At 53.5% G+C, this 14809-nt stretch carries 10 protein-coding genes; 4 read left to right on the forward strand and 6 right to left on the reverse strand.

Annotated elements, in window-relative coordinates:
* Window positions 1-1074, reverse strand: coding sequence for an ornithine cyclodeaminase (locus tag AAGF34_RS09990; RefSeq protein ID WP_342620460.1), 1074 nt, complete (start codon window positions 1072-1074; stop codon window positions 1-3).
* A 140-nt stretch (window positions 1075-1214) separates the two neighbouring features.
* Here AAGF34_RS09990 and AAGF34_RS09995 point away from each other — a divergent pair, with 140 nt between their 5' ends.
* The gene (locus tag AAGF34_RS09995; RefSeq protein ID WP_342620461.1) at window positions 1215-1634 is read left to right on the forward strand and encodes an Lrp/AsnC family transcriptional regulator; all 420 of its coding nucleotides are present in this window, start codon (window positions 1215-1217) and stop codon (window positions 1632-1634) included.
* A gap of 595 nt (window positions 1635-2229) precedes the next feature.
* Window positions 2230-5178 carry a PAS domain S-box protein gene (locus tag AAGF34_RS10000; RefSeq protein ID WP_342620462.1) on the forward strand — a complete coding sequence of 983 codons (2949 nt, stop codon included), beginning with the start codon at window positions 2230-2232 and terminating at the stop codon, window positions 5176-5178.
* A 605-nt stretch (window positions 5179-5783) separates the two neighbouring features.
* Here AAGF34_RS10000 and AAGF34_RS10005 read toward each other — a convergent pair.
* The 3 genes from AAGF34_RS10005 to AAGF34_RS10015 all read right to left on the reverse strand — a co-directional run bounded on the left by AAGF34_RS10005 (window position 5784) and on the right by AAGF34_RS10015 (window position 9481).
* Window positions 5784-7289 (reverse strand): VWA domain-containing protein, encoded by a 1506-nt coding sequence (locus tag AAGF34_RS10005; protein ID WP_342620463.1) that lies wholly within the window; start codon window positions 7287-7289, stop codon window positions 5784-5786.
* On the reverse strand, window positions 7286-8692 hold the full coding sequence (locus AAGF34_RS10010; protein ID WP_342620464.1) for an AAA family ATPase: 1407 nt from the start codon (window positions 8690-8692) through the stop codon (window positions 7286-7288). The genes AAGF34_RS10005 and AAGF34_RS10010 overlap by 4 nt, the downstream gene beginning before the upstream one ends.
* Before the next feature lie 525 nt (window positions 8693-9217).
* Window positions 9218-9481, reverse strand: a complete 264-nt coding sequence (locus tag AAGF34_RS10015; protein WP_342620465.1) for a KTSC domain-containing protein — start codon at window positions 9479-9481, stop codon at window positions 9218-9220.
* Window positions 9482-9819: 338 nt separating this feature from the next.
* Here AAGF34_RS10015 and AAGF34_RS10020 point away from each other — a divergent pair, with 338 nt between their 5' ends.
* Entirely contained in the window at window positions 9820-10884 is a 1065-nt protein-coding gene (locus AAGF34_RS10020) for a GGDEF domain-containing protein (RefSeq protein WP_342620466.1), read from the forward strand.
* On the opposite strand, the gene AAGF34_RS10025 is transcribed toward AAGF34_RS10020, so the two are convergent.
* Window positions 10881-11933, reverse strand: coding sequence for a hypothetical protein (locus AAGF34_RS10025; RefSeq protein ID WP_342620467.1), 1053 nt, complete (start codon window positions 11931-11933; stop codon window positions 10881-10883). The two genes, AAGF34_RS10020 and AAGF34_RS10025, sit on opposite strands and share 4 nt — an antisense overlap.
* A gap of 501 nt (window positions 11934-12434) precedes the next feature.
* Here AAGF34_RS10025 and AAGF34_RS10030 point away from each other — a divergent pair.
* Window positions 12435-13694, forward strand: a complete 1260-nt coding sequence (locus AAGF34_RS10030; RefSeq protein WP_342620468.1) for a trypsin-like peptidase domain-containing protein — start codon at window positions 12435-12437, stop codon at window positions 13692-13694.
* Window positions 13695-13888: 194 nt separating this feature from the next.
* Here AAGF34_RS10030 and AAGF34_RS10035 read toward each other — a convergent pair whose 3' ends face one another.
* Entirely contained in the window at window positions 13889-14548 is a 660-nt protein-coding gene (locus AAGF34_RS10035) for an adenosylcobinamide amidohydrolase (protein ID WP_342620469.1), read from the reverse strand.
* Window positions 14549-14809 lie beyond the last annotated feature (261 nt).

Genomic DNA, 14809 nt, shown 5'->3' on the forward strand with positions numbered 1-14809 from the left:
TCAAGCCACCCGACGCATTGATTTAACGTGGGACTGCAGCGTCCCAAATAGATTTTTAGGGTCTTCGAGTTGCGGGATAAGGGAAATCCTCTCTCCCAGGCTCAGCGCACGCGCAGTGTCGTACATGAAGCGTAGCGCGGAAAAGTCCTCCAGAGCGAACCCTACAGAGTCAAAGATGGTTACTTCATCCCGGTGCGAGCGCGCTGGCTTCTGACCAGCGAGCACTTCCCAAAGCTCCGTTACTGGGAAATCCAAAGGCATTTGCTGAATGTCTCCCTCGACCCGGGACTGCGGTGCATATTCCACATATACGCTACCGCGCGTCAGCACATCAGCATGCAGCTCTGTCTTCCCTGGGCAGTCACCACCTACGCCATTGATGTGCATGCCAGGCTCGATCATGTCACCCGTCAAAATCGTGGCATGGGTCTTGTCTGCCGTTACCGTGGTGACTATGTCGGCGCCCATTACGGCCTGGGCTACGCTGTAGCAGGGAACAAGCCTCAAGCCCGTATGCTGCAGATTGCGGATCAGCTTGGCCGTGGCCGCTGTGTCGACGTCAAACAGCCGAACCTCCTCAATTCCTACGAGATGCCGAAATGCCAGTGCCTGAAATTCACTTTGTGCTCCGTTGCCAATAAGTGCCATCACTCGGCTGTCCGGGCGAGCTAGTGTCTTGGCGGCCAGTGCAGAAGTGGCGGCAGTACGCAAGGCTGTCGTTAGCGTTAATTCACTCAACAGCAGAGGTGTGCCTGTTTGCACATCGGCCAGCACACCGAAAGCCATCACCGTCGACAACCCTATACGCGTATTCCTGGGGTGGCCGTTGACATATTTGAAGCTGTAGAAAGTGTTGTCTGAGATTGGCATGAGCTCAATCACACCTTCAGCCGAGTGATTGGCAACGCGGGCAGATTTGTCAAAGTCACTCCAGCGCAAAAAGTCGTCCCGGATGTTGTCGGAAATGCCGACAAGGCATTGCTGCAATCCCTTGCGTCGAATAAGGCGCACCATTTCGGGAGCGCTAAGGAACAGGGTTGCCACGGAGGGCATTGGTGTGGCTGGTGTGTGCATGGCAAGTCTCTCAAATCGTTGTGTTGTGACCTGAGAGAAGTTTGCCCATGACAGACGTCAATGAAAATCGACAAAAATGTGACAATATGCACATATATTGCCGATATGGCATACCTTATTGACCATTTGACATTTCACATATGGATGAGATTGATCGCTCCTTGATTGCCCTGCTACGCCAGAACGCGCGCATGAGCGTGGCGGACTTGGCACTCAAGCTCAAGGTTTCACGCGGCACGGTGAGTAACCGGATCCGCAAGCTGGAGGACTCCGGGGTTATTCAAGGGTTCACCGTGAAGTTGCGCCCGGATTCAGAGCCAGGTGTCATACGAGCCTGGATGGGTGTATTGGTTGAAGGCAATCAAACCAAGTTGGTTACGGCTAGCCTGCTTGGAGAGCCGGGTGTGGCCGCGCTGCATGACACCAACGGGCGCTGGGATCTGCTGGCCGAAATTGAGGCGAGTTCCATGGCCGATTTGTCGAAGATCCTGGAGCGCGTTCGTTTGATCAAAGGAATACGCAGCACCGAGACCAACATCCACCTTGCAACCTATCGATAGCCTACCTCGATAGGGTATACGCCAAAGATCGACAAGCTAATCAGAACGCTGTACAGCGTTTGACCACGTCTAGGCCCGCGGCAAAATCGACGTTCCCAAAAACATGATTGGATGCGATTCGCGACGTCACGGAGTACATGGTCGCCAGAACTATGTCCATGAGAGTCATTGATTGACTTGAAGCGGCATTGCCAGAAGAGATATGAATCAATTGGACTTATTGCTTGTGCGACAGTCCATTTCAGATCGCCTTTCAGGCGTGGCCGGGACTACACGAAGGCGCTGGGCATGTGGATGTGATGATTTGAAATCTCTGTGACCGCCGCCAAAGTCCATGATCTTGGAAATGTGTGGAAGTGCCTGGCACTTCACTTAACACACGTTGTGACGCAGACATCGCATCTATAGCATGTAAAAGTTATACCCACGTCCTTGGTGAACTCATCTGCTCGTAGATTACCCGACAGATTTTTTATGGTATTCCAGTAGATGTGTTGAGAATCTACCTCCCACGTATTTCTGACACACGATTGAAGAAATTTGATCTACCATCAAGGAAGTAACGCGCGCGTTGGGCGCCAGAAGAAAATAATGCATGAATTACGCCGCTCCACGACCCATCAATGAAGAAGGGCGACTGGCTCGATTGCGGGCACTGCAAGTGCTCGATTCCGAGCCGGAACCAATATTTGACGCTCTGACGCGTACCGCATCTGCCATTTGCAATGCTCCCATAGCCTTACTGAGCTTAGTAAGTGCTGATCGGCAGTGGTTCAAGTCCAACATTGGGCTGGAAGGAACAGCCGAAACGTCCCGAGAAGTGGCTTTTTGTGCCCATGCAATTCTGGGTACGGATCTTATGGAGGTCCCTGATGCCATGGAAGATCCCAGGTTTTGCTTAAACCCACTGGTCACCGGGCAACCGCATATTCGCTTCTATGCTGGAGTTCCGGTGGTCATGTCAGAGGGCGAAAGCGTTGGCACCTTGTGCGTAATCGATACCCAACCACGTGTGCTAAATGATGTGCAACGCAAGGCGTTGTCGGATCTCGCGCTTGTTGCTTCAAAAGCACTGGATATGCGCCAACGCGCCTTGGAATTGGATCAGCTACACGCACGAACTGCAGAAAAGGCACAGGAGATAAGTACGCAAGAAGCGCTCTATCACGCTATCGTTGAAGACCAAACTGATCTTGTCTCTCTATCGCTACCAAGCGGCGAATTGACTTATGTCAATGAAGCATATGCCAAGCATTTCGCACTGACGCCTAAAGACATGGTTGGACGCAACTTGCTTGACTATGTTTCAGTAAAGGATCGGGACGCTGTTGCATCCCATTTGCAGAAGCTTTGCGAAGGGCCCGGGGTTGCGTATGGTGAAAATCAAATGCGTTCTGCAAAAGGTGAAGAACGCTGGATGGCCTGGTCCAATCGCTCCATCGGAGACGATAGCAATCAAGTCATTGCCTTACATTCCGTAGGCAGGGACATCACGGATCGCAAGCAGGCCGAATTTGCCTTGAAGGCAAGCCAGAATCGCTTGCGGACTCTGTATGAGTCCACCCCGGCAATGCTGCATTCCATCGATCGACAGGGACGAATACTGTATGTGAGCGATATGTGGCTCCGAAGTTTGGGATACACCCGAGAAGAAGTAGTCGGTAAGCGCTCCACGGACTTTCTCACCCCGGCCTCGCGAGACTACGCGACGAACGATGTACTGCCTAAATTTTTCGAGTCTGGTCAGATCGAGGATATCGAGTACCAGATGGTTCGGAAAGATGGAACGGTTATCGACGTAGTGCTTTCTGCAATATTGGAACGTGACTCGTCTGGGCAACCAGAGCACTCATTGGCCATCATTCAGGATGTAACCGAAAAGAAGGCATTGTCAGCTGCGTTGATCGCGAAAGAGGAGCGTTTGTCTTTGGCAACGTCCGTCAATGGCATAGGCATCTGGGAAGTTGATCTAAAGACTGGGAAGGTCGAATGGACCGACACCATGTTCGAAATCTTCGGCGGTACCCGCGCATCTTTTGGTGGCACTCTTGAAGAGTGGTCAAGCAAGCTGCATCCGGACGATTACCAGCGAAGCGTAACTGAATTTCAGAAGGCCATTGAGACATATCAACCTATCGATTTTGACTTTCGCGTACTTAAAGACAATGGGGGAATTCGCCACGTTCATTCCCGCGCAGAAGTGATTCGAGATGAGCAAGGCAATGCAACCCGTGTGCTAGGTGCGAACTACGATGTGTCAGAGCGCAAAGAGGTAGAGCGTGCACTGGCGCGTAGCGAGCAGCGTTTGCGGTTAATTGCCAACAATTTGCCCATACTCATTTCCTATGTGGATATGGACTATCGGTATACCTTTACGAACGACAAATACCAAACATGGTTCCATTTGAAAGAGGGCTCCACTGTTGGGAAGACAGTCGCCGAGGTGTTTGGCGAAGAGGTTTTTGCTGGGGTTAAGTCCTATATGGCGGAGGCAATGACTGGCAAGGATGTGTCATTTGAACTCACGAACATAATTCCTGGCTCGCCAACCAACTTGTACGTGCACTACGTGCCAGACAGAGATGCTCAAGGTACAGTCACAGGTATCTTTGGCATGGTGCTTGATCGTACAGAACAACACCAGGCGCAAGCGCGCCTTGAGGCAAGTGAGCGGCAGCTCCGTGCGGTGACAGACAATCTGCCGGTTTTAATTGCCTATGTCGATACGGAGGAGCGACTGCAGTTTCTCAATGCAACATTCAAAGACTGGTTGGGAATTGATTTGCAATGGGCAACTGGGCGCTCGATCCATGAAGTCCTCGGCGACGTCCGCTATGAAAAACGTAGGGATGCCCTACGAAAGGCGCTTGCGGGCGAGCGCATTGAATTCGATTCTGAAATTAATGAGAACGGGGTTCACCGATACCTGCGAACCATCTTTATTCCTGACGTGTGGCCTGATGGCGTAGCACACGGCGCATATGTGCTTAGCTTGGATGTGACGGACGTAAAGCGGGTGGAGAAGGAACTTAAGGATATCGCTCGTATAGACCCGCTTACGGGCCTACCAAACAGGCGGCAGTTTGATGAGAAGCTTGGGCAAGCCATTGCACGCTGTCAACGCACCGGTTCACGTATGGCTCTCATGTACCTGGATATTGATCACTTCAAATCCATCAATGACACTTACGGGCATGGCGTAGGTGATCTTGTGCTGTGTGAATTTGCAAATCGCCTGAAGTCGAACATCCGCATTACGGACACGGCTGCTCGTTTGGCTGGCGACGAATTTGTCGTCATTTTGGAGGATCTGAGCGACCGAAATGAGGTGCAGATGATCGCTGAAAAGCTGGTAGGAACCATACGGGCAACAATGCAGCTAGGCGATCATAAGATCCACGCTACAACAAGCATTGGCATTACCCTCTGCGAGGGCAATGAATTGAATCCTGCTGCGTTAGTTGCTCGGGCTGATCGTGCGCTGTATCAAGCCAAGGCCGCCGGTCGTGATACGTTTTGGTTAGACGTACCGCCTGGCACTTGATGTTCGGTATTCAGGGCGACACATCATGAGTCAAGGTTGCCGCGCATGGCCAGACCGTGCTCGTTCAACTTCGACAAGAATCGCTTCTGATGTGGCGGACATTGGAACCGGCTGGTGATTTCAATGCAAATTGAATCCCTCAAATTTGAAATTTTCGATACACTCCCAGTCGGGGGCGGAGCCATGCCGACTCAGTACTGAGAGTGGCTTGCATTTCTGAAAGCTGTTTTGCTGACAAGATGACCGTGTCAATGCGGCCATCCTTCTCAATAAACACTGGCTCATGCTCTCGCTAGAGCACATATGGCGTCGAAACGATTTTTGGCTTCCGTGACTGTGACCTGCATGTCAATTCCTTTGCGTGCAATGGTCATTTTGGCTAATGTTACTTAGTGCACACAAGATTCACACCGGACTATTGGCGGCAGGGGACAAAGCATATGAGGGCCTTTGGCGCCGCACTGGTCACCTTCTTTGGGCAGAGATGGGAGACAAGACTCAGATCGTTACGGTGACCATGACCGCGCACCTTCCAAATCTAGCATTGGCGGTAATTGGCACTACGCATGGGATGTTGGGTGCACGCAGCGTTGCAGTTTCGTACTTCAGACCCCGGTCCGACGCACTGCTGCGGGAAAGTACAGGGCGGTCAGGCTGCTGGTGTGTACGGGCGACTCCACGTTCAGGCCGCCGAACTTGCGCCAGTTTCGCACCGGGAATATGTGGTCGCAGACCTCGATCAGGCCCAGCGTCTCGCGGTCGCCAATCAACACCCCCTGCACCCGCAGTCCCAGTTTGCGTTTCACTGCATCCAGCCGCGCCGCCACCGCTGGCGTGACACCAAACTCACCGTCTGTGGCGATCAGCAGGTCTGCCTGCTGCCAGGCGGTGTCTTCCAGCTTGGAGATAACACGCTCCAGGGGGCCACTGATGTCAGTACCGCCTTGAAAGGACTGCCCCAGAAAGTCCGTCAGGTGCTCGAGCCCGGCGCTATCCAAGGGCAACTCCATCTCGATGGTCTCGTCGTTGCCACCAAACACAAACACATGGCAGCGGCGTCCGTGGGCGTGGGCTGCTCGCATTGCCTCCAGTACCACGGCCTTGGCCACCGCCTCAGCTCCGCCCTGCATGGACCCCGAGGTATCCACGCAAACCAGCACAGGTCCCGCGATGAATTCGGGTGCCGGTAGCTGTCCCTGGTGCGGTTGCCGGACCTGCGCCTTATGGCGCCGTACGCCGGCCATCTGGTCATCGTCTTCGTAGCACAACAGGGTCCGCTCCGCCCGTCGCGCATGCCATAGCAGCCGCAGGCGAGGATGCCCAAGCAACATCGACTCGGAAGGCACCATGCGTGCAATCTGGTCACCCCGGTGAATGCCCTGCGTCTGCCCGGGCAAGTCGGGTACCCGCACCGTGGACTGTAAATCCTGTAGCGCCACGACCTCCTTCATCGCCTCTACCCAGGACTGGGGGCGGCTGGGGGACTCTGCGACAGGTCGGCTGCGTCCGAGGTCTTGCAGCAAGCGGGTCAATTCGGGAAGGGCTACCAGCAAGCGGTGGCTGCGCAGGACTTCCTGCCAGCCCGTCGATTTGAGGATGCCCAGCAACCGGTCCCACCGACTGCTCTTACAGTCCTGCGGCAACATGCCGAAGACCTGTACCACCTCATCCATCTCCCCTGAGCGTTCCGTCCATTCGTCGGCGAAGGCAGATACCGCCATGGCAATGGCCTCAGCCCGGGTGGTGCCTCGATCCTCAAAATGCGTCACAAAGTCCAGATGGAAGAGCAGACTCCGCAGCACCGTATCTGCGAGTTCAGGTTGGGCCGAGCAGAATCGCTGCAACTCCAGTTGCCGCAACACCCGCGCCAAAGGCCGGGCAATCGGCTCAGGCGGCCACGGCGCACCCAGCAGAGCGTCATGCGGCTCATCCTTGTGCGTGGCATCCACAAGAATGCCTCGCAGCTGGACCAGGCCCTGCAAGCGGTCCTCCAATGTGCCATGCACCTGGGTCAGGGCTGGCCGCCACAGCGTGCGGGCCAAGGCATCCAGTCCGGCCAAACGCCCCTCGCCAACCGCAAACAGCACGGGTACGGGTAAGGTTTGAGTCACGCTACATCCAGCGGATCGTGCAGTATTGGCTCGGGTTCCTTGGCGTTGTCCACCGCCAGCCGGGGCAACTGCGCAAAGCCCTCCTGCAGGGTGGCGGCACGCTGTGCCAACTGTGTCACGGCCGCACGGGTGGTTGCCAGATGATCCTGCGCTCTCTGGATCAGCGCCGGCTCCAGCCAGACGCTGCGAGCGGCATAAAGCTGTAGATCGGACTGATGCAGCGTGACCTCTTGGACGTAGGCAGCCATGCGTGCCAACAAGTCATCCATTTGAACGCGTCGTGCCCGTATATGTGTCTCGCCATACAGGCGGCGGCGGTTGTACTGCATCCGCAGCGCCGCGGCACCCCCTTTGGCGTCACCGATTTCACCGGCAATATCCGTGGCCGAGAAATGCAAGCGCCCTGCCTCGTCGTAATCCAGATCATTGGCCTTCTGCTCGGCATCCAGTGTTCGCTCGAATGCCTCCACGATCAGCGTCAGGCGGGCTGGTGCAAAGGCTTGGCGAACCCCCAGACGTGAGGTCAGCCAATCGGCTACAGCACTTTGCCGGACATCGTCAGGCGCGGTCAGCCACGGCAGCAGCAACAGGTCCCATAGCGCCACCGCGGTGCGCCCTTCAGTGGCAGCAGCCACCCGCAACAGTCCAATGATCTTCACCCAGCGCCGATCGGACACCGCCACCCGCAAATCTTCGGCGACCAGATAAGCGCGCAGTTCTGCCAACAAGGCCACCACCGTCTCCGGTAGTTTCACCGTGGCGGCGACGTTGGCAAGTTCCTGCAGTTCGGACGTGGTCAGGGTCAGGTCGGCAGACGGAGGCTGCCATTGGCGCGGCGGGCCCGCCTTGAGCAAGGCACCAAATCCGGTTGCCGATACTGCTGCCACGGGCAGACGCAGCAGAAAGCGGTCAAAGAATGCTTCGGAGACCTCGTCTTCCGGCACGTTGTTTGTGGCACCCACCAGACTGACCAGAGGGCAACGCTGGCGGCCGGCACCGTTGTCAAACTCGCGCTCGTTGAGCAGAGTCAGCAGCGCGTTCAAGATGGCGCTGTTGGCCTTGAAGACTTCGTCAATGAAGGCAACCACTGCATCTGGCAGATAACCGGCAATGTGCCGTTCATAACGGTCTTCTTCCAGAGCCTTTATGGATAGAGGGCCAAACAGCTCTTCCGGTACGGTGAAGCGCGTCAGCAGGCGCTCAAAATAACGAGCATCACGAAATACAGTATGCAAGCGTCGAGCCAGCTCGCTCTTGGCCGTACCTGGCGGACCGATCAGGAGGCTGTGCTCGCCGGCTAACGCCGTCAACAGGCAAAGCCGCACGGCCCGCTGTCGCTCAACTAGACCCTTCTCCAGAGCCTTCGTGAGTGCCTCAATTTTTCCGATGAGCGCTGAATCCATTGACAAATTGTAGAGACGGACCAGCATGAAGTGAACATTGCGTCGCAAAAAAACCGCAGCACCGAAAGAAGCGCATAGCCCAAGGCGTACCAATCACCTCTGACTCAAGCGGCCGCGGATTTCGAACTCATAGGTACCTTTTGTAGAGGACAAATTTGCATATGAATCAACGCTATGAATGATGGCTTCAAAATATGCTGCAACCTGCAAGCGCCCGCATCTCTGACAAATCAATGAAACGCCAAAGCGCAACTGTTGCGATACCTGGCAACATTGCGACCCTGAGTTGAACGGTCTCGCGCAAAGAATATCTGGCATTAGTCGCCGCAGCAACTCAAATGCCATCATTGTGGATATCGAGAAAGAAGGCATCAGGCTACCGGATCAAAAATACCGATATCAAGGCGGCAACCTAAGGCTTCTGCGTGCCATAAGCCAAGTCGTCATCAAAGAAATGTTTAGACCGCTGCCCTAGCCGATTGTGGGGTCAGAAGCACGCTGTTGCAGCCACTCTTCTTCTATTGCCTATCCTGCTGCCGACTCTCCATTGGCGTCATCGCTGGAGCCAAACAGGTCGCCGAAATTCTTCTTGGCTTCTGACGATGCAGGAAATGCCATAGGTATGCCTCTGGGGTACTCCTCTGCAATGCGGTCTTCCCAATAGGCTGCCGGATTAGGGGCACTGCACAATCTGCGGTACACCTCCTGAGGAACATGCTTGTAGGCAAGCACCGACTTATTGTCCCAATGCAGATCCAGCTGCCCGGACTCGGGATTGAAGTGGGCCATTCGGATTCGGCCGCTCGTGAATTTCTTGATCTGCATCATGAACTTCTTTTTCGCCTGATCCAAATCGGCTTGAGTGTGCTACCTGGTGAGCGAGATTCTAGGCCTCTTGGTGTGAAATGCTCTACCACAATCGCATAAACGATCCGCATCCTTTTTGGGCACAAGCCGCAAACGCTGTAGGCATGCGGGTTCGCAGAGGTTATTCAAGAGTTTTCCACAGACCCACCCACAGTTCTTGGGGACGGATCCAGCCAAATGCACGAGTCCATATATGGCACCCGCGTGTACTCCACTCCGCTGGCATCCGATACCATAGCGCAAATTCAGGAAACGAAACGATGCCCAAAGCGACACATTCTGCAGAATACCTGTTGAATCAACTCGGCGAGCTGAGTCACGAATTGAGCAGCAGGTCGCTGCAGGGGCAAGGCCATTTTGATAAGCCACTGCAAATTGTCAATAACGTGATGGGCTTTCACGTTGGCGTCTTGTACAAGATTGCCAATGCCATTGAAAACGACCTGATACTGGAAGTGGTGGGCGTCTGCAGTTCAGAGCACCAGCGCCCGGATTTAGAAGAAGGCAGCAAGATATGCCTGGATATCAACAATCCCCCGGCGGAATTCATCAACGAGGTCATGGCCTTTAAACGTCGGAGTGTGTCGGCCGTCAATGTTCCAGGCTGGGGATGCGATATCGTTGGATCGATCTACATGCCCGAGAGTCTGGGCCATGGATACCTTCTGGCAGGTGACTTTTTTGGGGAAGAGTCTGACATTCAGACATACGAAGTGCGCGCTTGTGAAGTCATGTGCAACATGCTCAGTGCCGTACTCATGAAAGCACAATTCGAGAAATTGGCAAGCATAGATGGCTTAACCGGACTGATGAACAGCCGCGCCATACGGGAGGCATTTGAGAAAGCGTTTCAGCGCCAGAAGCGCAAGAATTCTGGCCTGGGAGCTGTTGTTCTGGCTGACATTGACTTTTTCAAGAAAATCAATGACCAGTACGGTCACATCCAGGGTGATTCTGTCTTGCAGGAGGTGGGAATGCTGTTTGACTCATTCACACGCAAGCATCTTGACGTGGCTGGCCGCTATGGCGGTGAGGAGTTCTTGCTGATTTATGAGGATTCCGATGCGCGGCAAGTCTTGAGCATTGTTGAGAGACTGCGGCAATCTATTGCAGGACACCCGTTTAAGAAGATTGGGCCCAGCGGTAACCCGATCCATGGTGAGTCCTTGCCTGTCACGATGTCTTTTGGCGTTGCCCGGCTTCAATACGACGGCGTCACGAGCAGCAAGGAGTTGCTGGCAATAGCCGATGCAGCACTCTATCAATCCAAGGAAGATGGTCGCAATCGGGTCACCCTGGGCCAGGCCCTTGCCAGTGCCAACTAATGCACAATTCCCTTGTAAAAGAAGAATCCATACGCTCCCAGCAACCCTATTCCGAAGATTCGCGGCACTCGTTTGAGGAAGGCCACAGTCAAGAAGTGCAGCACGCCCGCACCCAGGATGACGTAAATGCCCGTTTGGAACATACCAGGGATGTGAATCGAATTGAAGACTGCAAATATGCCAATGCACATCGGAATGCAGACATGTGCATCACCAATTTGTGAACTCAGAACGATGTCTTGTCGACCCCGGTGCGCATAGTACAAGGCAATCAGTGCATTGGGCAAAACCATCAACAGGCCGCTAATCCAGCCGAGATTTGAAAAGCCGACGTACCGACTCCCCGCCCCGGACACCCATGTTACGAGTTCATCAGTTGAGTAGTAGATGCCCCAGGCGCTGACAGCAATTGCCATCAGGTCAAGCACGATGGTCCATTGGAAAGTCTTATTCTTTCTGATCTTGTCCTTCAAGATTTCAAAGACATGCAATACCTGCCAAAAGATAAACAGGGCGATCAATACGATTCCGTCATAGAAATCAACAATGCCGTCCTTGGCTAGAGCCCATAGAGTGCCCGTAAACAAGAATAAGGCGGTCAGACTGAAAAGTACTTCGAGCCCACCAATGCGTTGCATTGCGGTGGATGATTTACCCTTGCTCTTCGCGCTTTGCTTTTGAACGCCCGCCGCGGGGGCCATCAGCGCGGAAGTTCCAATGATCAACGTCAGATTGGTAACGTTGTTCACGAGGCAGTTCTCAATCACTTGGCCGCCATTGCTGGCCGAACGGCTCATTACAAAGGCAAACACCAAATTTGGGAACCCAGAACAGTAGGGCATGATGAGCGTACCGAGCACAGTGCCCTCGAAGCCCTTGTGTTCCATGGCCTGTAGACGCCAGATCATGAAAAAAGACGCTGTCAGAAACAGCGCTAACAGAGCTAGCGGCTGATGGGAATACGCATGGACAATCTTAAGGAACCCATCGGAATGAGGCAAATGAAAGGACGCATCCGGTAAAAACTTCTTTAAAAAATCAGCGTCCATTTATTTGTGTAGAGGTCTCTGGTGCATCCCTGAGGGTACTGCAATTGCCCAGGCATTTTCGTAGAACCGGACTGGAGATTTTGTGAGGTCTGCGCCTTCGGCAGGGCGTTGCTCATGAGAAGCTCGGCGGAAGGGGGTGCCGTACTTTTTTCAACGCTATCAACGCCAAGCTGCTCAGGCCCCGTCACATATCGCGGGAGAATGAGCCGTCCAACGTTACAGCAAGCCAGACCACGGTTCTGAACCGGGCCAGGAGCCCATTTGAAATGGAGCGCGAGCGTGAGGCATAGGTGTGGCGGTCACCTGAAAGCTTTGCTCCCGATGAATTGGGTCTTGGGTTGCTGCGCTTAGCCAACCGAAAATCTCATTGGGTTGAATCTTCATCTATTCAGAACTAGTATTGCCCTGGGTTAACCGGCGTATTGCAACGTAACTGCTTCGATAAAGAGCCAAGAATCATCGGTTGGGCTTCTTGTGACGATGAATCCAATGGGGGCTGACATGGACGTCACTGAATCAAATGTTCCCGCAGAGCCTTTAAGTGATGCAGGCGGAGACTCCTTTGCACATGAAAAATGGCATACCAGAGTTCTTGCAGACGCGAAGGTGGCAAGAATCAGACGAGGCCACTGGCGCCTCGCTTTACGAAGTATTCTTCCTGTCGTTGCTCTGCTATGTGTAGTAGTGGGCGCGCAATATTGGCGCACGACGCAGTTGGTAAACCAACTCAATGCAGCGGACCGACAAGTTGCGGTAGTGAGTGAGGAGCTGCGCCGCTTGCGAAGTGAAAGCCCACTGCGTAGCGAAATGGATGTTCTACGAGACACGGTTAAACGCAATTTGGACGGTGAGTCTGCGCGCGTAGATGCAATTGAGAGTGGCTCATTGGCTCCGGTAGTAGCCCAGGTGAGTGCATCGGTGGGCCTCATTCAAGGACGGTTTGTATTGATTCACCCAACCAGTGGAAAACCGGTTCGCGTACGTATGGCTCTTGGAAAACCAATGCGCGACAGTGACGGTAGCCCACGATTGACCATTTCGGGCATGGGGCCCGTGTATGTTTCCACTTTCATGGGAACGTTCTTTGTGATCGATCAACATGGGTCGTTGCTGACAAACCGCCATGTAGCATTGCCTTGGGAAAACGGCATTGCAGAAAAGGCTATGAAAGAGCTTGGGGTAAAACCCGTCATGCTTGAAATGCGCGGCTTTTTGCCGGGACAGGAAAACCCTTTTGAAGTCATGACACTAACGGTGGATTCGCACGATTTGGCCCTCTTACGTGGCAGTGGTGCTGCACTGTCAGTGTCGCCTTTACCGCTGGCAAAGAAAAATCCCTTGCCTGGTGATGTGGCGCTGCTGTTTGGTTACCCGACAGGCATACACGCGTTGATAGCACGTGCAGGCGATGAGTTCTTAGCGAGACTGGAAAACGTCCCCAATCTGGACGATGGCCGTGCACTCGAAATCTTGGCTAAAGTTGGCTTAGTGAAACCCTTGGTAAGTCGCGGCATCATTGCGCAGACAACCGATGCAGCTATCGCGTATGACGCGCAGACGACTGGCGGTGGGAGTGGGGGGCCGGTAGTGAACTTGCGCGGAGAGGTCGTCGCTGTCAATCGTGCGGTATTGCAAAATTTCACCGGTTCCAACATCGGCGTACCTATAGAGGTGGTATCTGAATTGCTAAAACAGACATCAAATGCGACGATCGAAATCCATGAAGATAGTCCGAAAATCCCACACGTGAATTCCAAATAGGAGGCTCTCTTTTCAAGACCTACTTAGCAGTTGTTTATGCTTAGCTAAACAAGTGCGCTGAAGCATCAAGCAGATGCTTTGGTACATGCATTGTGGAATTTCAACTGAAACGCTGAGCGCGGAGAAGCAAGCGCATCAAACTAAAGGCGTTTTGCCCATTGTGCTTTCGCCCATCGAGGGCGTGTGCTTTCCATTTATGTGGCCATCAGCGATTCGCGCAACGCCTCTCGCACGCTCTTAGCTGTTAGCCACCCAATAGTAGTGGCGGGGCCTGCATACTGCATTGAAGTACCAAGACCTGTCATGGCAATAGTGACAGTATCAGTAGACGTACCAGTGGCTAGGTCTCCACCCGATGTACGAACACCCAGTTCATTCAGAACAGCCGACTTGGCTTCGGTTACGGTAATTATTGCATTCACCATGGCTGCACGAGTGAGTTTTGCATCAAGCAGCACGATGATATTGATCGTGCCTGGAGAAGACAAAAATGGCTTCGAGATGCCTGCGCTGCTGGCATTGCCAACGCCCGCCGTAACCAGTACTCCGACGCGCAACGCTTCTTCGCGCGTAAATACCATTCGTAGCTTGCGCATTGGTACCGCTGTTAGGAGACCAACATATGGAGTCGTGACTCCGCATCGCGCGGCAATGGCATGCAAGTCGATCTGAGGTGTTTCTGAGCAAAAGTTCTCGCCCACACTGGCATTGAGGATATGGCGAACCCGATTGAAACCTCCTCCTGAGAATGAAGAAGATAGTGTTGTCAAAATTCTTTGACTCTGAACGTGAATGACATCAGTTCGTTGGTAGACAATAATGCCAGGGATTGTGTTGATATTATCGGTGGACACAGAAGTAATTCTAGTAATTAAACAGGTGATTAATAAACTATGTGCACCGCATTATCATTGCTCAATTCACGGACATCTAATTGTTCTAGATGCGTTGTGACCTGCGCAACATGCGCAGCGACTGGGGCAATACCTATTATCTCGCGGTGCCTGGCCACAAAGTCATTGGTCGTGTAGCCGAGGTCGGCGCGAAGGTAACCTGCATAAAGAATGACGCTACCAAAGGTCGTGTGCATTAAGAAAACTCTCTCCAAGGAGTTG

The sequence above is a fragment of the Rhodoferax sp. GW822-FHT02A01 genome, assembly GCF_038784515.1.
GTDB lineage: Bacteria > Pseudomonadota > Gammaproteobacteria > Burkholderiales > Burkholderiaceae_C > Allorhodoferax.